This is a genomic window from Stenotrophomonas sp. (assembly GCF_032056425.1).
GTDB lineage: Bacteria > Pseudomonadota > Gammaproteobacteria > Xanthomonadales > Xanthomonadaceae > Stenotrophomonas.
Genome location: NZ_DAMBCN010000029.1, coordinates 12,907 through 34,432, shown reverse-complemented (window position 1 = coordinate 34,432; position 21,526 = coordinate 12,907). Strand labels below are relative to the sequence as shown.

Below are 21,526 nucleotides of genomic sequence, written 5' to 3'. Positions count from 1 at the left end.
ATGGCCACTGACCCGCATACCCCCGGGCCGGGGCGGCGCTCCAGTCTGCTGGAAGAAGAAATGCGCAGCTATCGCTATCTGCGCCACTTCATCAGCTACCGGCGTTACTACCTGTGGCGCGCGAAAGCGCGCTACTACCGGCGCTACGTCAACAAGGGCACGCTCCTGGTGGCTTTCATCGGGCTTTGCCTGGCCACCATGTGCTGGGTGCAGTGGCGTGCGCTGAACCCGATGGTGCCGCGCATCCATCCGCAGGCGGCGGAGATCCGCATGGAGATGCTGTCCTACGAGGTCCACCGGCGGATGGGTGCGGTGCGGTATGCCGATGGCCGCGGCCTTGTTCCGTTCGCCACCCATGCGCGCATCGTGGCCGGTGCACAGCGGGCGATCCGTGTACGGCAGACGCTGCGGGCCCCGGTGGCCCTGCAGCTGCAGTCGGACATGCTGGCCGACATTGCCGACTACATCGGCATGGCGGGGGTGTGTGCGCCCTATCCTTGTGAGGTGGTAAGCGAGTACATCCAGTCGCTGCATGAAGCGGGTGAACGCAGCCTGCAGGTGCATCAGGCGCTGCAGCCGGTGCTGGAGGTGCCCGAACACGTTGTGCCGGCGCTGGATGGCGAGCTTCGCCGCCTGGCCCACGGCTGGGCGGACGACTTCAACGATGTGCATTCACACCTGTGGATGCTGCAGGACCTGCAGCGCATGCACGCCGACATGATGCACCAGTCCAGCTACCGGGAGCAGTGGCCGCTGCTGGCGCGCCTGCTGCTGCGGGACCAGCAGGTCCCCACCGGAGGATAGGGTGGGGGACGGCGCCGGAGGTGTCCGGCGCCGTTTCAGCGGCCGATATACGCGCTGATTTCGTCTTCGGCCAGCAACTGCCGCACCTGCGCAGCCGACGCACGGCGCATCGGCTTCTCATCCACCGGCGAAAGGGGCGCCTGGCGCAGCGCATCGTAGGGCAGCACGGCCAGGTCGAAGGTCAGGTCTTCAGCACTGAACACCCATACCGGGACGTCGAGGTTGCGCTCGCGGTCCAGCCGCAGGCGGCGCGTGCGCGATTCGGCGGGAATGCGGTGTTCGTCCAGAAAGCGGTGCACGGCCTCGGCATCATCGCTGTGCAGGTGCAGCTGCACGGGGCTGTTGGCATCGGCGGTGCCGTCCAGCACGGGGCCGACCAGGCGCGGGGCGAAGCCGTGCAGGAAATCCAGCGCGTTGACCGCCGCTTCGCGGCGGCGCTGCAGCTGGCTGCTGTGCTGGGGGCCGGCGAACAGCCGCTGGTGTTCGCGCAGCGCGTCTTCGATCTCGGAATTGCGGGGCAGAGAGGCATCGTCGTGGATGCCGAGCCGGCTGGCGGCCTTCAATTTCGCCTGGTGGTAGTCGCGGATACCGCCTTCGGCCATCAGCCGGGCGGCTTCGTGGGCGAGGCGATGGCGGCGCTCGCGGGTCTGGCTGGCAGCATGCTGGCGTGCGCGATGCATGCGATGACTCCTGTTGCGACCTGGCTACAGAGTAGCGCAGGGATGTGACATGCGCGTGCTCTGGCAGGTGCCGACCTTGGTCGGCACGAAGGGCCAACCAAGGTTGGCCCGCTACCGGGCTGCGGGCCGCTACCGGTAGCGGCCCGCAGCCCGGCGAACCTTCCCTTAGAAGATGTCGAACGCGGCCGCGTCGGCCTGCGGGGTGCTCTGCAGGTCCAGGTCGTAGTCGGTCAGGCGGTCCATGTCTTCCACCTTCACCCACTCGGTCGCGCCGTTCAACGTGGTCTGCACCATGCCGGCCGGCGGTTCGTTCTGCGCGATCGGGGTGTCCTTCAGCGCAACGCGCATGTAGTCGATCCAGATCGGCAGGGCGGCCTTGCCGCCGTACTCGCGGTAGCCCAGCGAACGGAAGTCGTCGCGGCCCACCCAGACGGTGGTGGCGTAGGGGCCGCCGAAGCCGGAGAACCAGGCGTCGCGGTGGTCGTTGGTGGAACCGGTCTTGCCACCCACGTCCTCACGGCCCAGTACCTTGGCGGCAGTGCCGGTACCGCGCTGCACAACGTCGCGCATCATCGACACCAGCTGGTAGGCGGTGCGGGCATCGATGGCGCGCGGGGCGGTGCGGGCATCCGGGTTGGCCGTCGCGGCGGGCGTCTCGGCAACCGGCTTGGCGGCAGCAGCCGGGTCCACCTTCGGCGCCGGGGCACCGAAGTTGAAGCCGTCCACCACCTGGTTCACCGGCTGGTCGCTGCTGCCGGCGCACTCGCGGCAGGCCAGCGCGGGGTTCTCCTTGAACACCAGGTTGCCGTCGCGGTCGTTCACCTGGTCGATCAGCCAGGTGTCCACGCGCGAACCGCCATTGGCGAACACCGCATAGCCGCGGGCCACCGACAGCGGGGTCAGCGAGGCGGTACCCAGCGACATCGACAGGTTCGGCGGCAGTTCCGATTCGGCGAAACCAAACTCGCTGATGTACTTGCGTGCGTAGTCCACGCCCATGCCGTCCAGCAGGCGCACCGACACCAGGTTGCGCGACTGCACCAGCGCTTCACGCAGGCGCATCGGGCCGCGGAAACCGCCGCCGTCGTTCTGCGGCGCCCAGGTCTTGCCGCGGCGGTCGCGGAACACCACCGGGGCGTCCAGCACGATCGAGGCCGGGTTGTAGCCCTTGTCGAAGGCGGCGGCATAGACGAACGGCTTGAAGCTCGAACCGGGCTGGCGACGGGCCTGGGTGGCGCGGTTGAACTTGTTGCCCGAGAAGCTGAAGCCACCCACCAGCGCCTTCAGTGCGCCGCTGTGGGCGTCCAGCGAGACCAGGGCGGACTGGCCGCGCGGGATCTGGTCCAGCAGCCATTCGCCGTCCTTGGCACCGGCGCGCACGCGCACGATGTCACCGCGCTGCACCAGCTTGGCGGGGGTCTTGTTGGTCCACTTGGCGGCGCCGGCCGGCAGCACGATCTCGCTGCGGTTGGCCAGCACCACCGTGGCGCTGCCGTCGGCGCCGGTGCTGGCCACGATGGCCGGCAGCAGCCCGGCCTGGCCATACATGCCGCGCAGGTGTTCGGCCAGGGCGGCCGCATCGTCACCGGCGCCCAGGGTCACCTGCTTTTCCACCCCGTGCCAGCCGTGGCGGTGGTCGTACAGCAGCAGGCCATCGCGCACGGCCAGATTGGCCGCGGTCTGCAGCGTGCCGTCGATGGTGGTGGTGACGTGATAGCCCTTGTTGACCACATCACCGCCGAAGCGGGCGATCATCTCCTGGCGCACCAGTTCGGCCACGTACGGTGCTTCCACCTGTACCGGCGGCTCGTGCGCGCTGGCGTGCATCGGCACCGCCTTGGCCGCGTCAGCCTCGGCCTGGGTGACGAACTTCAGGTCGGCCATGCGCTGCAGTACATAATTGTCGCGGCGCTGGCGGGCCCGTTCCGGGTTGGAGATCGGGTTGCCCGAGGAGGGGAACTTGGGAATGCCGGCCAGCGAGGCCATTTCATCCAGGTCCAGCTCGTTCAGCTTCTTGCCGTAGTAGAACTCGGCCGCCGCGGCCACACCGTAGGCACGGTTGCCGAAGAAGCTCTTGTTCAGGTACAGCTCGAAGATCTCGTCCTTGCTCAGTTCCGACTCGATCTTGCGGGCCAGCAGGATCTCGGCCAGCTTGCGGGTGTAGCTGTATTCGGAACTGAGGAAGAACTGGCGCGCCACCTGCTGGGTGATGGTGGAACCACCGGGCACGCGCTTGTCGTTGGTGGTGGCCAGCAGCCACACCGCGCGGCCGATGCCCTTGTAGTCCACGCCCCCGTGTTCATAGAAGCGGGCGTCTTCGGTGGCCAGGAACGCCTTCTTCAGCTTGTCCGGCACGTCCTTCATGGTGATGGGGGTGCGCCGGGTCTCGCCGAACACCGCCATCAGCTTGCCGTCGGCAGCGTAGACGTACATGGGCTCCTGCATTTCCACGTCGCGCAGGGTCTGCACGTCGGGAAGCTTGGAGGACACGGCGTAGTACAGGCCGCCCACGGCGGCCGCTCCGACCAGCGCCAGGACCAGTACAACAAGGAAGATCCAGCGCAGCCAGCGGCGGAGTCGAGTCATCGGGTTCAGATTCCGATTGCGAATTTCGTGGTCGCAGAGTATAGATTACGCACGGTGGCGGCTGGGGTCGCTACCAGGGGACGCAACGACAAACGCCAGGGGCTGCATCGTGAACCTGTGAGGGACTTCACAGCAGGGTGGTTGCCATTTGCTAAGAATACGTTATTAATGCGCGGACACAGCTCTTGTGTCCAAGTGCCCGTCGGCAGGGGAGAAACCGTGGGGCTTATCCCAAAAAGTCAGTCGCCACTCATCGGCGTCGACATCAGTTCGACTGCGGTGAAGCTCTTGCAGCTTTCCCGCAGCGGTAGCCGTTTCCGCGTGGAACATTACGCTGTGGAACCTCTTCCACCGAATGCGGTGGTGGAGAAGAACATCGTGGAAGTGGAGGCTGTAGGTGAGGCCATCCGCCGCGCGATGAACCGCTCCGGCAGCAAGGCCAAGCTGGCCGCGGCCGCCGTGGCCGGCTCGGCGGTGATCACCAAGGTGATCCCGATGCCGGCAGATCTGGACGAAAACGATATGGAAGCCCAGATCGAGCTGGAAGCGGTCAACTACATTCCGTACCCGATCGAGGAAGTGAACCTGGACTTCGAGGTGATCGGGGCGATCCCGAACAACCCGGAAATGGTCCAGGTGCTGCTGGCCGCGTCGCGCTCGGAAAACGTGGAGCTGCGCCAGTCGGCGCTGGAGCTGGGTGGGCTGCAGGCCAAGGTGATGGACGTAGAGGCCTTCGCGGTCGAAAACGCCTTCGCTCTGGTGGCCAGCGAACTGCCGGTGTCCAGCGAGGGCGTGGTCGCCCTGGTCGACATCGGCGCCACCATGACCACCCTGAACGTGCTGCGCGGTGGCCGTAGCCTTTACAGCCGCGAACAGGTGTTCGGCGGCAAGCAGTTGACCGACGAGATCATGCGCCGCTACGGCCTGAGCTACGAGGAAGCCGGCCTGGCCAAGCGCCAGGGGGGGCTGCCGGAAAGCTACGAGATGGAAGTGCTGGAGCCGTTCAAGGAAGCCACGGTGCAGCAGATCAGCCGCCTGCTGCAGTTCTTCTACGCAGGCAGCGAATTCAACCGGGTTGATCACATTGTGCTGGCCGGTGGCTGCGCTGCGCTGGCAGGCCTGCCGGAAATGGTCGAAGAACAGCTGGGCGTGCCGACCGTGGTCGCAAACCCGCTGGCACAGATGACCCTGGGCCCGAAGGTGCAGGCCCAGGCGCTGGCCCAGGATGCCCCGGCGCTGATGATCGCCACCGGTCTGGCACTGAGGAGCTTCGACTGATGGCACGCATCAATCTATTGCCCTGGCGCGCCGAGCGGCGCAAGCAGCGCCAGCGCGAGTTCGGGGTCATGCTGGGCATGGCCGCACTCGGCGGCGTGCTGCTTTCGCTGCTGGTCTGGTTCTACTACGACATGCAGGTGAGCGGTCAGATGGACCGCAACGCGTACCTGCAGGCCGAGATCACCAAGGTGAAGGCGCAGAACGCCGAGATCGACCGCCTGGACGAGCAGAAGAACCGCCTGCTGGCCCGCAAGGCCGTGATCGAACAACTGCAGGCCAAGCGCTCGCAGATGGTTCACCTGTTCGACGCCCTGGTCCGCACCATTCCCGATGGCGTGGTGCTGACCGCCCTGCAGCAGGATGGCGACACCCTCACCCTGGAAGGCCGCACGCAATCCAACGCGCGCGTGTCCGCCTACATGCGCAATCTGGAAGTGTCCGGCTGGATGACCAATCCGGAACTGTCGATCATCAAGGCCAGCGAGCCGGACAAGGACAAGGATGCCGCACCGGTGGGTCCGGTGGCTGACATCAAGGCCCTGCCGTACGTGTTCAAGGTGACGGTGAAGCTGCCGGCGCAGAGCGAGGAGACGACCACTCCGGGCCTGAACGCCGATGGCAGCGTGGCAACGGACGCACCGGCTGCGCCGACCGTGGCGCCGCTGAGTGCAGGTCCGGATGCTGCGGCACCGGCCGCTCCGGCCGCTCCGGCCGCTCCGGCTGCTCCAGGTGCGGCGCCGGCTCCTGCTCCGGCTCCGGGCAGTGCACCGGCACCTGCACCGCAGGCGCCGGCCGCCCCGGCCGCCCCCGCAGCGCAACCGGCACCGCCGGCCGCCGCGCCGAAGAACGAGGGTAGCCGCCTGGCCCAGCCGCCGCAGGCCTTCCATGCCCTGCCGCAGGGGGACCGCGCATGAGCAAGAAAGTCGAACTGAAGAACCTGGATTTCAACGACATCGGCAACTGGCCGCGCAACGCCAAGATTGTCTTCTGCTCGCTGATCGCCCTGGTCATCATCTTCGTGCTGTGGATGCTGCTGATCAGCGGCAAGCGCGACGAGCTGCAAAGCCTGGAGAACCAGGAAACGACCCTGCGCCAGGAGTTCACCAAGGAGCAGGAACGTGCGGTCAATCTGGAGCCGCTGAAGCAGCAGCTGGCACAGATGGAACAGGTGCTGCAGCAGATGCTGCGCCAGTTGCCCAGCAAGACCGAGATGCCCGACCTGATCATCGACATCTCGCAGACCGCGCTGTCCAGCGGCCTGGCCAACCAGCTGTTCGAGCCGGAAGAAGAACAGGTCAAGGAGTTCTACGCCGAAAAGCCGATCAAGCTGAGCATGGTGGGCAGCTACCACCAGTTCGGTGCATTCGTCAGCGGCGTGGCTTCGCTGCCGCGGGTGGTCATCCTGACCATGCACGACATCAACCTGAAGCCAGCCGACAAGACCAATGGCAACATCCGCGCCGGTGCGCTGGTGCTGTCCGGTACGGTCAAGACCTACCGTTACCTGGATGAAAACGAGGTGGCGGAACAGCAGAAGGCTGAAGCAGGCAAGGAGGCGCAGAAGTGATCCGTTCCTTCATTGCACGCGGTGGCATGGCGATGGCGGTACTGCTGCTGGCCGCGTGCGGTCGTGGTGTGACCAGCACGCCGGGCGACGCGCCCAACCTTGAAAAGTGGGTCGAGAGCGAACGCGCACGACCGGCGCAGCCGCTGGAGCCGCTGCCCGTCATGCAGCAGTTCGAGACCTTCGAATATTCCGCGCAGGGCATGCGCGATCCGTTCACCGATGCCTGGACCAATCCGCAGCAGGGGACTGGCGGATTGCGCCCCGACCCGAACCGGCGCAAGGAACCGCTGGAAGGGTTCCCGTTGGATGCACTGGACATGGTCGGCACCATCGGCGCTGGCGGCGGGGCCGTCGCGCTGGTGATGGGGCCGGACAAGGTGACCTACCGGGTGCGCCCGGGGGGCTACCTGGGGCAGAGCGACGGGCGGGTCACCGCGGTCTTCGAAGACCGCGTGGAGCTGATCGAACTGGTGCCGGATGGCGCGGGTGGCTGGCTGGAACGTCCGGCCACGCTCGCGCTGGAAGATCAATGATCGTTTACTGGGGATAGCACGATGACTTTTCACCAAGCCAAGGGGCTGCGACCCATCCGGCGCTCTACCTTGAACCGCATCAACGCGCTGGGAGTCGCGTTGCTGCTGGCCTGCGCGCCTGCGCTGGCTGCCGCACCGGCTGAAAAGCCGGCCAGCACCACCGTGGCTGCGTCGGCCACCGCGCCAGCCAGCCTGGCGGTGTCGCGCATCGACTTCAAGCGCGGCGATGACGGCAGCGGCCGGCTGATCGTCCAGTTCGACGGCCAGGGCGCCATCCCGGATCTGCGCACGCAGGACAACAGCGTGGTTGTGGATGTGGGCAATGCGCGCCTGCCGGCGAACCTGCAGAAGCCGATGAACGTGACCGACTTCGCCACGCCGGTGCAGCGCATTGACGCCAGGCCGTCCGGCGCCGGCACCCAGCTGGTGCTCAGCACCGGCGGTGCGGTCGAGTCGCTGGCCTATCAGAGCGGCAACGAATACGTGGTCGAGATCACCCCGCGCAAGGCCCCGGCCGCAGTGGGTGCGGTCACTGCCGGCAGTGTCAGCCAGGCCGCCAAGGGCGTGCCCCAGCGTGGTTACAGCGGCAAGCCGGTCACCTTCAACTTCCAGGACATTCCGGTGCGCACCGTCCTGCAGCTGATCGGCGACGAGTCGAACCTGAATATCGTGGCGTCCGATTCGGTGCAGGGCAATGTAACCCTGCGCCTGGTCAACGTGCCGTGGGACCAGGCGCTGGACATCGTGCTGCGTGCCAAGGGCCTGGACAAGCGCCGCGACGGCAGCGTGATCTGGGTGGCACCGCAGGCTGAACTGGCCAAGTTCGAGCAGGAAAAGGAAGACGCGCGTATTGCCATCGAGAACCGCGAAGACCTGGTGACCGATTACGTGCAGATCAACTACCACAGCGCCACGCAGATCTTCAAAGCGCTGACCGAAGCCAAGGGCATCGGCGGCAACAGTGGCGGCGGCCAGGGCAACGGCAATGGCTCGGCAGCGCAGGAAGAGAGCGGTTTCCTGTCCTCGCGCGGCCGCATCGTGGCCGACGAGCGTACCAACACGCTGATGATCAGCGACATTCCCAAGAAGATCGCGCGCATGCGTGAACTGATCGGAGTGATCGACCGCCCGGTCGACCAGGTGCTGATCGAAAGCCGCATCGTGATCGCCACCGATACCTTTGCCCGTGAACTGGGTGCAAAGTTCGGCATCAGTGGCAGCCGCGACAACGTGTACTTCAGTGGTGATCTGGCTTCCAACGCGGCAACCCGCAAGTCGCAGGTCGACACCCAGGCCACCAATGACAAGGCCGAGCGCGACTGGATCGCCGGTGGCCGTGTCGGCCCGGCCCCGGTGCCGCTGGCCTCGGCCATCACCCGCGGCCTGAACTGGAACCTGCCGGTGGCGTCCACCAGCAACCCGGGTTCGCTGGCCCTGTCGATCCTCAACGCCGGCTACCTGCTGGACGTGGAGCTGTCGGCCATGCAGGAAGAATCGCGCGGTGAGGTGATTTCCAACCCCCGCGTGGTCACCACCAACCAGCGCGAAGCCCTGATCAAGCAGGGTAAGGAAATCGGCTACGTCACCATCAGTGGCGGCGGCGTCGGTGCCGCGGCCACGCCGAACGTGCAGTTCAAGGAAGTGGTGTTGGAACTGAAGGTCACCCCGACCATCACCGACGACAACCGCGTGTTCCTGAACATGGCGGTGAAGAAGGACGAAGTCGAAAGCTACATCGTGCTGGAAGGCTACGGCCAGGTGCCGAACATCAACCGTCGCGAGGTCAACACCGCCGTGCTGGTGGAAGATGGCCAGACCGTGGTGATCGGTGGCGTGTACGAATTCACCGACCGCAACAGCGTCAGCAAGGTGCCGTTCCTGGGCGACGTGCCGTTCCTGGGCAATCTGTTCAAGAAGCGCGGCCGCAACAAGGACAAGGCCGAACTGCTGGTGTTCGTGACCCCGAAGGTCCTGCGCGTGGCCAAGAAGAGCTGAGCCTGCCGCACACGCTGTACGGGAAGGGGCCGCCACGCGCGGCCCCTTCCCCTTGTAGATCCACCCCCTGCGTGGAGGCCATTCATCCATCCTTGATCCAATCCCTGGACCCGCCTGCGATGATGTGGGGAACCCGTGCCGTCCTGCGCCGGTCAAAGGCCCCCATGAACCTGCCACCGCCGATGCCCGAAACCCTGTCTCCGCCGCCTGCGCCGGCCACCTCGCGGCTGCATGCAGCCTTCACCACCCTGCGCGATGCCTTGTCAGCCGAGATCGTTGGCCAGGCTGCGCTGGTCGAGCGCCTGCTGATCGCGCTGCTGGCCGATGGCCACCTGCTGGTGGAAGGTGCGCCGGGCCTGGCCAAGACCACGGCCATCCGTGCGTTGGCCGCGCGCCTGGAAACCGAATTCGCCCGCGTGCAGTTCACTCCCGATCTGCTGCCCGCCGACCTGACCGGCACCGAGATCTGGCGCCCGCAGGAAGGCCGTTTCGAGTTCGTGCCCGGCCCGATCTTCCATCCCATCCTGCTGGCCGACGAGATCAACCGTGCCCCGGCCAAGGTGCAGTCGGCGCTGCTGGAAGCCATGGGTGAGCGCCAGGTGACCGTGGGCCGCCATACCTATGCGCTGCCCTCGCTGTTCCTGGTGATGGCCACGCAGAACCCGATCGAGCAGGAAGGCACCTTCCCGCTGCCGGAAGCGCAGCTGGATCGGTTCCTGATGCACGTGCGCATCGGTTACCCCGACCAGGCCGCCGAAGCGGAGATCCTGCGGCTGGCGCGCGAACGTGCGCGCGGTGCGCTGGGTGAAGCGCCGCCGGCGCCAGACAAGCTGCCGATGCAGGATGTGTTCGATGCACGGCGGCAGGTGCTTGATCTGCATATGGCGCCGGCGCTGGAGCGCTACCTGGTGGAACTGGTGCTGGCCTCGCGCGATCCAGGCCGCTACGACCCGGCACTGGGCCGTCGCATCGCCTGGGGCGCCAGTCCGCGTGGCTCCATTGCCCTGGAACGCTGTGCACGCGCACGCGCCTGGCTGGCGGGCCGCGATTTCGTCACCCCCGACGACGTGCGCGCGGTGGCTGCCGATGTGCTGCGCCATCGCGTGCTGCCCAGCTATGAAGCCACGGCCGAAGGCTGGGATGGCGAGCGCCTTGTGCAGGAACTGCTGGCTCGCGTGCCGGCGCCCTGAGCCTGCGCATGGCCGATCCTTCCACGCCCAGTGCCGGTGACGGCCTGCGACCGCAGTTGGCCGAACTGGTGGCCCTGCGCGGTCTGGCACAGCGCCCGCCCGCCCCACGCCGCGGCCGCACCGGTCTTGCCGGGCAGGCGCCGTCGCCGCTGCGTGGCCGTGGCATGGAATACGCAGAATCCCGCGAGTACGTGGCCGGGGATGACGCGCGCCACATCGACTGGCGTGTGACTGCGCGCAGCGGTCGTGCGCATACCAAACTGTTCCAGGCCGAGCGCGAACGGGTCACCCTGATCGTGGCCGATACGGCTCCCGCGCTGTACTTCGGCACCCGGGTGCGCTTCAAGTCGGTGCAGGCCGCGCGCGCTGGCGCCATTGCGGCGTGGTCGGCCCAGCGCCGCGGCGACCGCATCGGCGCGTTGCGCGGCAGCGACCGCGAGGCACCTGTGGCACCGGCAGGTGGGCCGCGCGGTGTACTGCGGGTACTGGACGCACTCACGCGCTGGTACACGCAGCCGCCTGCCGACGATCTGGGCCTGGAGCGCGCGCTCGATCACGCCAGCCGCGTGCTGCGTCCGGGGGCGCGCCTGCTGGTGCTGGCCGATCCGCAGCAGGCACTGCGCATTGCGCCCGCACGCTGGGGTGCGCTGGCCCAGCATCATGACGTGACATTGCTGCTGCTGGTGGATCCGCTGGAATCGCAGCCGCCGTCAGCCGCGCTGCAGTTCCTGGCGGCACAGCAGCGGGTCAGCCTGGACCTGCGCCGCAAGGAAGTGCAGGAGCACTGGCGCGCGCATTTCGTTGAACCCGTGGACGCCCTGCGGCGACAACTGGCCGCAAGGCGCATTGATGTGCAACTGCTCTCTACAGATGCCGCCAGCGATGCCTGGTTGGCACCGGCGGTTACCGAGGTGCCGGCATGAGCGCCGCGTTGCCGCTGCGCGACGTCGCGCTGCCGCCTGCACCGGCCTGGTGGCCGCCGGCACCGGGGTGGCTGATGGTGATGGCGGTGGTCCTGCTGGTGCTGGTCGGTTTCGGCGTACTCGTGGTCCTGCGCCGCCGTCGACGCCAGCGCTGGTTGCGCTATTTCGACCAGACGTTGCGGGGTGCGGGCAGTGGGCCCGCCGAACTGGGGCTGATGGCCAGCCTGCTGCGCCGTGCCGCACGCCAGGCGCAGCCCGGCAGCGAGGCGCTGCACGACGCGGCCTGGTGGGCGCGCATTGACCCACAGAACGCCTTGCCCGACGCGCAGCGCACCTTGCTGAGCGAGGGCCCGTATCGGCGGGAGGTCGAGACGGCAGCACTGGACGCCGTGCGCCACTGGGCGCGGCAACGCTATCTGCAGTTGCTGCTGGAGCGGCGCCGATGAACCTGCTGGCCGCCTATTGGCCCTGGCCCGATCTGCAACTGGCGTGGCCGATGGCGCTGCTGGCACTGCCGTTGCCGCTGCTGATGCACTTCTGGCCACGCCGCGCGTTGCCTGGTGCCGCGCTGCGCGTGCCCTATGCCGCCGCCGAACTGCAGGCCCTGGCCGGCGGTGGGCGCGTGGATGCGTCGTGGCTGCGCACCGCGCTGCTGTGGTTGGGTTGGGCCGCGCTGTGCGTGGCCATGGCGCGGCCGCAGCAACTGGGCGAAGCGATCACGCCACCGCAGCAGGGCCGACAGATGATGCTGGCCATGGACGTGTCCGGCAGCATGAGCGAACCGGACATGGTGCTGGGCCCGCAGGCGGTCGAGCGACTCACTGCGGCCAAGGCCGTGCTGGCCGATTTCCTTGACCGCCGTGCCGGCGATCGCGTTGGTCTGCTGGTGTTCGGCGACCGCGCCTACACACTCACGCCGATCACCGCCGACCTGGCCAGCGTGCGTGATCAGTTGCGCGACAGCGTGGTGGGCCTGGCCGGACGCGAAACGGCCATCGGCGATGCCATCGCACTGGCCGTCAAACGCCTGCGGGCGCAGCCGGAAGGCCAGCGCGTGCTGATCCTGCTGACCGATGGTGTGAGCAATGCCGGCGTGCTGGAGCCGCTGCGCGCCGCCGAGCTGGCAAAGGCCGAAGGCGTGCGGGTGCACACCGTGGCCTTTGGCGGCGACGGCAGCGTGCGCCTGTTCGGCCTGCCCATCGCCGCCGATCGCGACCCGGTGGACGAGGCGACGCTGCGGCGGATTGCCGAGCAGACCGGTGGCCGCTTCTTCCGTGCGCGCGACACCGACGAACTGGTGGGCATCTATGCCGAACTGGACCGTCTTGAACCGGTTGCCGGCAAGGGACCCAGCACCCGCCCGCGCGATGAGCGCTATGCCTGGCCGCTGGCGCTGGCCCTGCTGCTGGGCGCGCTGGCCTGGCTGTGGCCGGAGCGCCGCCGATGATGGCGTTGTCACTGCCCGTGCTGGACTGGAACGCACTGCATTTCCTGCGGCCTGACGGGCTGTGGGCGCTGCTGGCACTGCCGCTGATCATCGCGATTTCACTCTGGCGGCAGCGCCGCAGCGAGGGCTGGCGGCAGGCCGTGGACGCGCATCTGCTGTCGCACCTGATGGCCGCCGAAGGGCGCAGGCGCCCGCAATTGCCCTGGGCCATCGCGCTGGGCTGGACGCTGGCGGTACTGGCCTTCGCCGGGCCCAGCTGGCGGCAACAGGCGCAACCGGTGTTCCAGTCCAGCGCACCGCTGGTGGTGGTGCTGGATCTGTCCAGCCGCATCACCGCGACCGATCTGCCACCGTCGCGCCTGCTGCAGGCACGGGCCAAGATCGGCGCGCTGCTGCGCGAACGACAGGGCGGCCAGGTGGGGCTGGTGGTGTACGCCGAGGATGCCTATACGGTGGCACCGCTCACCGATGACGTGGCCAACGTCGCGCTGTACCTGGATGCATTGGCCCCGGACGTGATGCCGCGCGACGGCCAGCGTGCGGACCGTGGCATTGACTGGGCCACCCAGCTGCTGCGGCAGACCGGCGCGCTGCGCGGCGGCATCCTGCTGATCAGCGACCAGGCCAATGGCGAAGCTGCGCTGGCGGCCGCGCAGGCCCGTGCACTCGGTCTGCGGGTGTCGGTGCTGGGGCTGGGCACACCGGGCGGTGCGGCGTACCGCGATGGCAGCGGCCAGATCGCACAGGCCGCCCTGGATGAAGCTGGCTTGCGTGCCGTTGCCACCGCCGGCGGCGGCCGCTACCAGCGCATTGCCGCCGACGATCGCGACCTGCAGGCGCTGGATGTACTGGATGGCAGCGACGGCCAGGCGCAGAGCCGTCCAGGCCAGACCCGGCAGTGGCAGGACGAAGGCTACTGGCTGTTGCCGCCGGTCCTGCTGCTGGCACTGCTCGCGTTCCGTCGCCGCGCATTGCTGGCCGCCGTGCTGGCCGTCGGGCTGTTGCCGCTGACCGGGCAGGTGCAGGCCGCGCCGCGGACCGGGCCCGCCCCTGCAGAGCACGGCACGCTCTGGAAACGCAGCGACCAGCGCGCGCATGCGCGGCTGGCCGAGGGCGTGCAGGCGTACCGCAACGGTGAATTCGCCGAGGCCCAGCAGAAATTCGAAGGCATCGACAGCGATGCGGGCTGGTACAACCTGGGCAATGCACTGGCCCGTCAGGGTGACTACGACGGTGCCATTGCCGCCTATGACCGGGCACTGGCCAAGCACCCGGGCATGGCCGATGCGGTCGCCAATCGCGCGGTGGTGGATGCCGCGCGCAAGCGCAAGCCGCCGCCGGGCAGCAAGGACGGGCAGGGCAGCAAGGACGGGCAGGGCAAGCAGCCGCCCAAGCCGCAGAACCCGTCGCAGCCCTCCAAGCCATCGCAGGGCCAGCAAGGACAGCAAGGACAGCAAGGACAGCAAGGACAGCAGCCCGCACAGGACGGCAAACCCGACCAGAAGCAGGGCAGTTCCAGCGCAGGCGATTCGCAGCAGGCACCTCAGCAACCCCAGTCCGCCGACGCCAAGGCGCAGGCGCAGGCCGATGCACAGCAGCGCCAGCGCATGCAGCAATCCCTGCAGCAGGCGCAGCGCGCCGGCGAAGAAGGCAAGGTCGCCGCCCGCAGCGATGGCCGCACCCCGCAGCAGCGCGAGGAACAACAGGCGGTCGAGGCCTGGATGCGCCGCGTTCCCGATGATCCCGGGGCATTGCTGCGCACCAAGTTCCAGCTTGAAAACGAACGCAGAAAGAGGGAAGGGCGATGAAGCGCAGGCATGAACGGTGGGCGTTGCCGGCGCTGGCCCTGTGGCTGTTGTGGCTGCCGCTGGCCGCGATGGCACAGACCCGCGCGTGGCTGGAACCGGACACCATCGCCGCCGGCGACTCGGTCACGCTGAATGTGGAAACCGACCAGGGTGCGCCCGATTACACCCCCCTGAACGTCGACTTCGCGCTGGGCGCGCAGAGCAGCAGCCGCCAGGTGCAGTGGAGCAACGGCGGCATGCAGCGGCGCGATGTGTACACGGTCCTGCTCACTCCGCGCCGTGCCGGTGTAGTACAGGTGCCGGCGCTGCAGGTGGGCGCCGCGCGCACGGCGCCGCTCACCCTGCAGGTGAATGCCGCCGCCGTTGCCACCGCGCAGAGCAACGCCGCGGCCTTTGTCGAAACCGAGGTGGACGACGATACGCCTTACGTGCAGCAGAGCGTGGGCGTGGTCGTGCGGCTGTACTTCGCTTCGCAGCTGGCCTCGGGCGAACTGGTGCTCGATACCCCGCAGGGTGCATCGCTGCAGCGGGTAGGCGAGGACCGCACCGACGTGCGCCAGATCAATGGCCGCCGTTACAACGTGGTGGAACGGCGCTTCCTGCTCATTCCCGAGCGCAGTGGTGCCCTGCGCCTGCCCGGCGCGCGCTTCAGCGGCCGCAGTGCCGGCGGGTTCTTCGACGACTTCTTCGGCAATGGCGGTGATGGCCGCATGAATGCCGCTGCGCCCGAACGTACCCTGCAGGTGCGCGAACAACCGGCGCAGGCACCGCAGCCGTGGCTGCCGCTGCATGGCCTGCAGCTGCGCTATACCAGCGCGCCTGCCACGGCGCGTACCGGTGAAGCCGCCACGGTGGTGGTCGAAGCCGTGGCCAACGGTGCCACGCGGGCGCAGTTCACCGATCTGCCAGTGCCCGACCTGGGCGATGCGGCGCAGGTGTTCGCCGAACCGGCGCAGTACGATGAAACCTTCACCGGCAGCACGCCGCGGTTGAAGGTCACCCGCCGCTATTCGATCGTGCCGCGCACGCCGGGCGAGCTGGTGGTGCCCGGGCCCACATTGGCCTGGTGGAACGTGGACAGCGGCAGTGCGCAGCAGGCCCGCCTGCCCGAACTGCGCCTGGCGGTCACCGCCGGGCGGGGCGGAGTGCCCGCTGCACAGCCGATTGATACGCAGTCGGCCCTGCCGGGCCAGGACGCGGCCCCGGCGGCACCGACGGCCCTGGCCGCCACCGCGCGCGCGATGCCCGCCTGGCCGTGGATGGCCGCAGTGGGGGGGCTGGTGCTGCTGTGGCTGCTGACCCTGCTGTGGGGCTGGCGCCGTGGCCGCCCGGTGCCTGCCGGGCAGGTGCAGGGCCAGGTGGCCTCCACGCCACGCCTCGGTGGGGGCAGCACGGCCGACCTGCGCCGTGCCTTGGACGCCGATGGCTTCGACCAGGTGCAGGCACAGCTGTGTGCCATGGCTGGGGTCGATCGGCTGGAACAGGTGATCGAACGCCTGGCCGATGCCGAACAGCGCCAGGTGCTGCTCGACCTGCAGCAGGCGCGCTGGGGTGGCCAGGGTGAACTGACGGCGCTGCGGGCACGACTGCGGGTGGCCTTCCGTGACGGACCGCACTGGTCGGCCACCCCGGCCAACGACGACACTGGTCTGGCGCCGCTGTACCCCACGCGGCGACCCTGAACCAGCGCGGCCTGCGCGCTTTGTTAGAGTAGATTCATTTTTCGAGGAACCCGCATATGACAGCAGCTGCTGCCGGCAAGAAGAAGTTGCCCCTGCACTGGAAGATGGGCATCGGCTTCGCGATCGGCCTGGTCCTGGGACTGATCGTGCACGCCCTGGGTGGCAGCGTGGAAGGCCTGCAGACCGGCGCCAAGTGGGTGATGGACTACATCACCACGCCCGCTTCGGGCCTGTTCCTCAACCTGATCTTCATGCTGATCGTGCCGTTGATCTTCTCGGCACTGATCATGGGCGTGTCGGAAATGGGCGACATCCGCGCCCTCGGCCGCATCGGCTGGAAGACCCTGGCTTATACCGTGCTGCTGTCCGGTATTGCCGTGGGCATCGGCCTGGTGCTGGTGAACGTGCTCAAGCCCGGCGCCGGCGTGGATCCGCAGACCGCCGCGCTGATGCTGTCGGAGAATGCCGAGCGCAGCAAGGAGATCGTCGCCGGCATCCATGGCACGCCCAAGGGCATGGACATGCTGCTGTCGATCGTGCCCAGCAACGTCCTGCAGGCCGCATCGGACAACGGTGCCATCCTGTCGCTGATGTTCTTCGCGCTGATGTTCGGCATCGGCATGGTGCTGACCGACGATGAGAAGGTCGCGCCGCTGCGCCGCGCCATCGAAGGTGTGTTCGAAATCTCGATGACCCTGATCAACCTGGTCATCCGCCTGGCCCCGTACGCGGTGGCCTGCTTCATGTTCAACCTGGCCGCGCTGTTCGGCTTCGAGCTGATCATCCGCCTGGGCGCCTACGTGGGCGTGGTGGTGCTGGCCCTGGGCCTGCACATGGTGGTGACCTATGGCGCGGCGGTGTGGCTGTCGGGGCGTTCGCCGCTGGCGTTCTTCCGCGACACCCAGGAAGCGACGGTGATGGCGTTCTCCACCGCTTCCAGCAACGCGACCCTGCCCACTGCCCTGCGCGTGGCCGACCAGATGGGCCTGCCGCAGCGCGTGTCGCGCTTCGTGCTGACCGTGGGGGCCACCGCCAACCAGAACGGCACTGCGCTGTTCGAAGGCGTGACCGTGATCTTCCTGGCCCAGTTCTTCGGCGTGGACCTGAGCATCGGCCAACAGATCATGGTCATGGCCGTGTGCATCCTGGGCGGTATTGGTACGGCGGGCGTGCCGTCGGGCTCGCTGCCGGTGGTGGCCATGATCTGTGCCATGGTGGGCGTGAACCCGCTGGGCATCGGCCTGATCCTGGGCGTGAACCACTTCCTGGACATGTGCCGTACCGCGCTGAACGTGACCGGCGACCTGGCCCTGACCACCCTGGTGGCCAAGGGCGAAGCGGCCGATACGCCGGCCGAGGCGGCTGCCGCGGCTGCCCGCCTGGACAACTGATACCAGCATGACCTGAACGGGGCCGGATGCCTTTCCGCCAGGAAAGGGCTCCGGCCCCGTTCTGTTTCGGGACAGGGTTGACCTGACCCTACCGGGCGTCTGTGGGACAATGACGCGCCCGCAGTTCCGCGGCCGCCTCCCGATTCCGACAGAACCATGACGCAGCCTACCCGTCGCCAGTTGGCCAACGCCATCCGCTTCCTTGCCGCCGATGCGGTTGAAACCGCAAAGTCCGGCCACCCCGGCATGCCCATGGGCATGGCCGACATCGCCGAAGTCCTCTGGAACGACTATCTCCGGCACAACCCGAACAACCCGCAGTGGTTCAACCGTGACCGCTTCGTGCTGTCCAACGGCCACGGCTCGATGCTGCAGTACGCCCTGCTGCACCTGAGCGGGTACGACCTGCCGATCGAACAGCTCAAGCAGTTCCGCCAGCTGGGCAGCCACACCGCCGGCCACCCGGAGCGCCACGAGACCCCGGGCGTGGAAACCACCACCGGCCCGCTGGGCCAGGGTTTCGCCAACGCCGTGGGCTTCGCCCTGGCCGAGAAGCTGCTGGCACAGCGCTTCAACCGCCCGGAGCTGGAAATCGTCGACCACCGTACCTGGGTGTTCATGGGTGACGGCTGCCTGATGGAAGGCGTCTCGCATGAAGCCGCTTCGCTGGCCGGCACCTGGGGCCTGCACAAGCTGGTCTGCTTCTGGGACAACAACCACATCTCCATCGACGGCAACGTCGAAGGCTGGTTCACCGACAACACCCCCGAGCGTTTCGAGGCCTACGGCTGGAACGTGGTGCGCGATGTCGATGGCCACGATCCGGAAAGCATCAAGGCCGGCATCGAAGCGGCCCTGTCGCAGGACGACAAGCCGACCCTGATCTGCTGCCGCACCACCATTGGTTTTGGTTCGCCGAACAAGGCGGGCAAGGAATCCAGCCACGGCGCACCGCTGGGCAAGGACGAACTGGAGGCCACCCGCAAGCAGCTGGGCTGGAACTACGGCCCGTTCGAGATTCCCGAAGAGATCTACGCCGGCTGGCGTGCTGGCGGTACCGGCACCCTGCGCCAGGCCGAATGGGAACAGCAGTTCGACAAGTACGCCGCGCAGTTCCCGGCCGAAGCCGCCGAACTGACCCGTCGCTCGCACGGCGAACTGCCGGCCGACTTCGTCGCCAAGGCCGATGCGTACATCGCCCAGGTGGCCGCGGAAGGCCCGACGATCGCTTCGCGCAAGGCCTCGCAGCTGGCCATCGAAGCCTTCGCCCCGCTGTTGCCGGAAATCGTCGGCGGCTCGGCTGACCTGGCGCACTCCAACCTGACCCTGTGGAAGGGCAGCACGTCGGTCGCCAGCGACGACGCCAGCGCCAACTACGTGTATTACGGTGTGCGCGAGTTCGGCATGACCGCCATTGCCAATGGCTTGGCCCTGCACGGTGGCTTCATTCCGTTCGATGCGACCTTCCTGGTGTTCAGCGATTACGCCCGCAACGGCGTGCGCATGAGCGCGCTGATCCCGGCCCATGCCATCCACGTCTACACCCACGACTCGATCGGCCTGGGCGAAGACGGCCCGACCCACCAGCCGGTGGAACACCTGGCCTCGCTGCGCTACATCCCGAACAACGATGTGTGGCGCCCGTGCGATGCGGTGGAATCGGCGGTGAGCTGGAAGGCCGCGATCACCCGTCAGGACGGTCCGAGCTGCCTGGTGTTCAGCCGCCAGAACCTGCCGCACCAGCCGCGCGACGCCGAGCAGATCGCACAGATCGAACGTGGCGGCTACGTGCTGGCCGATGCCGCCGGTACCCCGGACGTGATCCTGATCGCCACCGGTTCGGAAGTGTCGCTGGCCACCGAAGCCAAGGCCCAGCTGGATGCCGCCGGCCTGAAGACCCGCGTGGTTTCCATGCCGTCCACCGACGTGTTCCTGCGCCAGGATGCGGCCTACCGTGAATCGGTGCTGCCCAACGCCGTGCGCAAGCGCGTGGCGGTGGAAGCCGGCGTGACCGGCTTCTGGCGCCAGTTCGTCGGCCTGGACGGTGCGGTGATCGGCATTGACACCTTCGGTGCCTCGGCCCCGGCCGACAAGCTGTACCAGCACTTCGGCATCACCGCCACGCACGTGGTGGAAGCGGCCAAGGCGCTGTAATTCGCGTCGCGAAGCAGAGAGGGAAAGGCCGGCGCAAGCCGGCCTTTCTCGTTCTGCGACCGGCACTGACCAACGTGTCGATGATGATGACGCGATGGCCTCTTCCGCCGGTACTGCATTCCCTGCGACAACAGAATCCTCGGGTGGCCGCGGAAGGAGCCGCCCGTTTCTGGGTCTGGAGGCGCCTGTGCAGGACGGCTGTGTAATTGCAGGGTGTAAGGTGATGCCTTACAGTGTGCTGGGGTGATCGTCAGCTTCCAGCACAAAGGACTGAGGGCACTTTATGAGCGAGGGGACGCATCGGGGGGTTCGCGCCGATCATGTTGCTCGCTTGCGGCGCTTGCTTCACCAGTTGGACCAGGCACATACGCCTGGAGACATGGGGCTGCCAGGCAATCGCCTGCACCCCTTGCGCGGCAGCTACAAGGGTTACTGGTCGGTAAGCGTGTCAGCCCATTGGAGACTGATTTTTCGCTTCCGCGGCCTCGATGTTGAACTGGTCGACTACCTTGATTATCACTAGGACGCTATCCGATGCCGCTGCATGACCCGCCCCATCCTGGGGACGCGCTACGCGAAGACATCCTGCCAATGATCCGGATGTCCATCAGTGCGCTCGCGCAACACCTCGGGTACTCACGTGGGCAACTGTCGACGATCATCAACGGGCATGCAGGCATTTCTGCGGAGCTGGCGTACCGCTTGGAACTGGCCGGTCTGGGAAATGCCCGGATGTGGTTGGCGATGCAGGCGGCCTACGACCTCTGGCAGGCAGAGCATCGGGAACATCCTACGATCGCGCGTCTCGATTTCCCCGATGCCCTGAACCGCCAGCAGTAGATCCACGCCATGCGTGGATAAACGCTACATCGCCTCGCGCACATCCATCAGCGCAAACCCCAGCAGGTTCAGTCCGCGCCACTGCGCCGGGTTGTGCGCGTCGGCGTGGTCCTTGGCCAGGCCAATGCCCCAGATGAAGTCCACCGGGCTGGCTTCCACCAGCACCCAGCCGGCAGTGGCACGCAGGAAGGCGCCCAGTTCCGGGTTCTGGTTGAACTTGGCACGGTTGCCGGCCACCACCAGGTCGTAGCGCGCCTGTATCCAGCGCGTTTCATCGAAGCCTTCGATCTGGCGGCCCAGCGCCTTGGCCTTGTCCGGCGTGGCACTGGCAATGATCCGGTCGAGCAGCGCGCTGGCGCCGAACAGCCGCGCCTTGCCGGCCATCATGTAATGCTCGGCGGTGCGGTAGTGCACGCCATCGATGTCGAAGCCGGCGTCGTACCACTGGCTGAAGCAGGACGCAGACACACCGCTGCGCGGCGGCTGGTGGCCCCAGAAACACAGGTAGCGCAGGTCTTCGCCTGCGGCCTGGCGCTGCTGCAGGTCGTGCAGGTATCGGGAATCGTCGTTCATCGCCACAGCATAGCGTGCCGCCACGCTGCGCCGCTCTGCTGGGTGCCTGCCGTCGTGCTCTGGCAGGTGCCAACC

General features: G+C 67.5%; 19 protein-coding genes. 16 read left to right on the top strand and 3 right to left on the bottom strand.

Annotation, left to right across the window (positions count from 1 at the left end):
* Entirely contained in the window at nucleotides 1-804 is an 804-nt protein-coding gene (locus RTY46_RS16845) for a hypothetical protein (protein WP_312709826.1), read from the top strand.
* A gap of 35 nt (nucleotides 805-839) precedes the next feature.
* On the opposite strand, the gene RTY46_RS16840 is transcribed toward RTY46_RS16845, so the two are convergent.
* Nucleotides 840-1,484, bottom strand: a complete 645-nt coding sequence (locus RTY46_RS16840) for a hypothetical protein (RefSeq protein WP_312709825.1) — start codon at nucleotides 1,482-1,484, stop codon at nucleotides 840-842.
* 165 nt (nucleotides 1,485-1,649) lie between these two features.
* Nucleotides 1,650-4,070 (bottom strand): penicillin-binding protein 1A, encoded by a 2,421-nt coding sequence (locus RTY46_RS16835; RefSeq protein WP_312709823.1) that lies wholly within the window; start codon nucleotides 4,068-4,070, stop codon nucleotides 1,650-1,652.
* A gap of 219 nt (nucleotides 4,071-4,289) precedes the next feature.
* Here RTY46_RS16835 and RTY46_RS16830 point away from each other — a divergent pair, with 219 nt between their 5' ends.
* The 15 genes from RTY46_RS16830 to RTY46_RS16760 all read left to right on the top strand — a co-directional run bounded on the left by RTY46_RS16830 (nucleotide 4,290) and on the right by RTY46_RS16760 (nucleotide 20,878).
* The gene (locus RTY46_RS16830; RefSeq protein ID WP_345785128.1) at nucleotides 4,290-5,348 is read left to right on the top strand and encodes a pilus assembly protein PilM; all 1,059 of its coding nucleotides are present in this window, start codon (nucleotides 4,290-4,292) and stop codon (nucleotides 5,346-5,348) included.
* On the top strand, nucleotides 5,348-6,262 hold the full coding sequence (locus RTY46_RS16825) for a PilN domain-containing protein (protein ID WP_312709821.1): 915 nt from the start codon (nucleotides 5,348-5,350) through the stop codon (nucleotides 6,260-6,262). Before RTY46_RS16830 ends, RTY46_RS16825 begins: the two co-directional genes overlap by 1 nt.
* Nucleotides 6,259-6,915: a type 4a pilus biogenesis protein PilO gene (gene pilO, locus RTY46_RS16820; protein WP_312709819.1), complete on the top strand. Its 657-nt coding sequence runs from the start codon at nucleotides 6,259-6,261 to the stop codon at nucleotides 6,913-6,915. Before RTY46_RS16825 ends, pilO begins: the two co-directional genes overlap by 4 nt.
* Nucleotides 6,912-7,448: a pilus assembly protein PilP gene (locus RTY46_RS16815; RefSeq protein WP_312709818.1), complete on the top strand. Its 537-nt coding sequence runs from the start codon at nucleotides 6,912-6,914 to the stop codon at nucleotides 7,446-7,448. Before pilO ends, RTY46_RS16815 begins: the two co-directional genes overlap by 4 nt.
* A 21-nt stretch (nucleotides 7,449-7,469) precedes the next feature.
* Nucleotides 7,470-9,443 (top strand): type IV pilus secretin PilQ family protein, encoded by a 1,974-nt coding sequence (locus RTY46_RS16810; protein WP_312709817.1) that lies wholly within the window; start codon nucleotides 7,470-7,472, stop codon nucleotides 9,441-9,443.
* 164 nt (nucleotides 9,444-9,607) lie between these two features.
* Nucleotides 9,608-10,633: a MoxR family ATPase gene (locus RTY46_RS16805; RefSeq protein ID WP_312709816.1), complete on the top strand. Its 1,026-nt coding sequence runs from the start codon at nucleotides 9,608-9,610 to the stop codon at nucleotides 10,631-10,633.
* Between the two features lie 8 nt (nucleotides 10,634-10,641).
* A complete protein-coding gene (locus RTY46_RS16800; RefSeq protein ID WP_312709815.1) occupies nucleotides 10,642-11,556 on the top strand; it encodes a DUF58 domain-containing protein in 915 nt (304 codons plus the stop codon).
* Nucleotides 11,553-12,002: a DUF4381 family protein gene (locus RTY46_RS16795; RefSeq protein WP_312709814.1), complete on the top strand. Its 450-nt coding sequence runs from the start codon at nucleotides 11,553-11,555 to the stop codon at nucleotides 12,000-12,002. The genes RTY46_RS16800 and RTY46_RS16795 overlap by 4 nt, the downstream gene beginning before the upstream one ends.
* Nucleotides 11,999-13,003, top strand: coding sequence for a VWA domain-containing protein (locus RTY46_RS16790; protein WP_312709813.1), 1,005 nt, complete (start codon nucleotides 11,999-12,001; stop codon nucleotides 13,001-13,003). Before RTY46_RS16795 ends, RTY46_RS16790 begins: the two co-directional genes overlap by 4 nt.
* Nucleotides 13,000-14,811: a tetratricopeptide repeat protein gene (locus RTY46_RS16785; protein WP_312709812.1), complete on the top strand. Its 1,812-nt coding sequence runs from the start codon at nucleotides 13,000-13,002 to the stop codon at nucleotides 14,809-14,811. The genes RTY46_RS16790 and RTY46_RS16785 overlap by 4 nt, the downstream gene beginning before the upstream one ends.
* Nucleotides 14,808-16,493, top strand: a complete 1,686-nt coding sequence (locus RTY46_RS16780; RefSeq protein ID WP_312709811.1) for a BatD family protein — start codon at nucleotides 14,808-14,810, stop codon at nucleotides 16,491-16,493. Before RTY46_RS16785 ends, RTY46_RS16780 begins: the two co-directional genes overlap by 4 nt.
* Before the next feature lie 56 nt (nucleotides 16,494-16,549).
* Nucleotides 16,550-17,884, top strand: a complete 1,335-nt coding sequence (locus tag RTY46_RS16775) for a dicarboxylate/amino acid:cation symporter (protein ID WP_312709810.1) — start codon at nucleotides 16,550-16,552, stop codon at nucleotides 17,882-17,884.
* A 156-nt stretch (nucleotides 17,885-18,040) separates the two neighbouring features.
* Nucleotides 18,041-20,038 (top strand): transketolase, encoded by a 1,998-nt coding sequence (tkt, locus tag RTY46_RS16770; protein ID WP_312709808.1) that lies wholly within the window; start codon nucleotides 18,041-18,043, stop codon nucleotides 20,036-20,038.
* 283 nt (nucleotides 20,039-20,321) lie between these two features.
* Nucleotides 20,322-20,561 (top strand): type II toxin-antitoxin system RelE/ParE family toxin, encoded by a 240-nt coding sequence (locus tag RTY46_RS16765; RefSeq protein ID WP_312709807.1) that lies wholly within the window; start codon nucleotides 20,322-20,324, stop codon nucleotides 20,559-20,561.
* 11 nt (nucleotides 20,562-20,572) lie between these two features.
* Nucleotides 20,573-20,878, top strand: coding sequence for a HigA family addiction module antitoxin (locus RTY46_RS16760; protein ID WP_312709806.1), 306 nt, complete (start codon nucleotides 20,573-20,575; stop codon nucleotides 20,876-20,878).
* Between the two features lie 24 nt (nucleotides 20,879-20,902).
* Here the strand turns inward: RTY46_RS16760 and RTY46_RS16755 are convergent, their stop codons facing one another.
* Entirely contained in the window at nucleotides 20,903-21,451 is a 549-nt protein-coding gene (locus tag RTY46_RS16755; protein WP_312709804.1) for an NADAR family protein, read from the bottom strand.
* Nucleotides 21,452-21,526 lie beyond the last annotated feature (75 nt).

Coding starts and splice junctions, on each gene's coding strand:
- pilO (WP_312709819.1), top strand. CDS start 6,259: ATGAGCAAGAAAGTCGAACTGAAGAACCTGGATTTCAACGACATCGGC.
- RTY46_RS16825 (WP_312709821.1), top strand. CDS start 5,348: ATGGCACGCATCAATCTATTGCCCTGGCGCGCCGAGCGGCGCAAGCAG.
- RTY46_RS16840 (WP_312709825.1), bottom strand. CDS start 1,484: ATGCATCGCGCACGCCAGCATGCTGCCAGCCAGACCCGCGAGCGCCGC.
- RTY46_RS16780 (WP_312709811.1), top strand. CDS start 14,808: ATGAAGCGCAGGCATGAACGGTGGGCGTTGCCGGCGCTGGCCCTGTGG.
- RTY46_RS16765 (WP_312709807.1), top strand. CDS start 20,322: ATGAGCGAGGGGACGCATCGGGGGGTTCGCGCCGATCATGTTGCTCGC.
- RTY46_RS16800 (WP_312709815.1), top strand. CDS start 10,642: ATGGCCGATCCTTCCACGCCCAGTGCCGGTGACGGCCTGCGACCGCAG.
- RTY46_RS16785 (WP_312709812.1), top strand. CDS start 13,000: ATGATGGCGTTGTCACTGCCCGTGCTGGACTGGAACGCACTGCATTTC.
- RTY46_RS16795 (WP_312709814.1), top strand. CDS start 11,553: ATGAGCGCCGCGTTGCCGCTGCGCGACGTCGCGCTGCCGCCTGCACCG.
- RTY46_RS16845 (WP_312709826.1), top strand. CDS start 1: ATGGCCACTGACCCGCATACCCCCGGGCCGGGGCGGCGCTCCAGTCTG.
- RTY46_RS16755 (WP_312709804.1), bottom strand. CDS start 21,451: ATGAACGACGATTCCCGATACCTGCACGACCTGCAGCAGCGCCAGGCC.
- RTY46_RS16775 (WP_312709810.1), top strand. CDS start 16,550: ATGACAGCAGCTGCTGCCGGCAAGAAGAAGTTGCCCCTGCACTGGAAG.
- RTY46_RS16760 (WP_312709806.1), top strand. CDS start 20,573: ATGCCGCTGCATGACCCGCCCCATCCTGGGGACGCGCTACGCGAAGAC.
- RTY46_RS16810 (WP_312709817.1), top strand. CDS start 7,470: ATGACTTTTCACCAAGCCAAGGGGCTGCGACCCATCCGGCGCTCTACC.
- RTY46_RS16805 (WP_312709816.1), top strand. CDS start 9,608: ATGAACCTGCCACCGCCGATGCCCGAAACCCTGTCTCCGCCGCCTGCG.
- tkt (WP_312709808.1), top strand. CDS start 18,041: ATGACGCAGCCTACCCGTCGCCAGTTGGCCAACGCCATCCGCTTCCTT.
- RTY46_RS16835 (WP_312709823.1), bottom strand. CDS start 4,070: ATGACTCGACTCCGCCGCTGGCTGCGCTGGATCTTCCTTGTTGTACTG.
- RTY46_RS16790 (WP_312709813.1), top strand. CDS start 11,999: ATGAACCTGCTGGCCGCCTATTGGCCCTGGCCCGATCTGCAACTGGCG.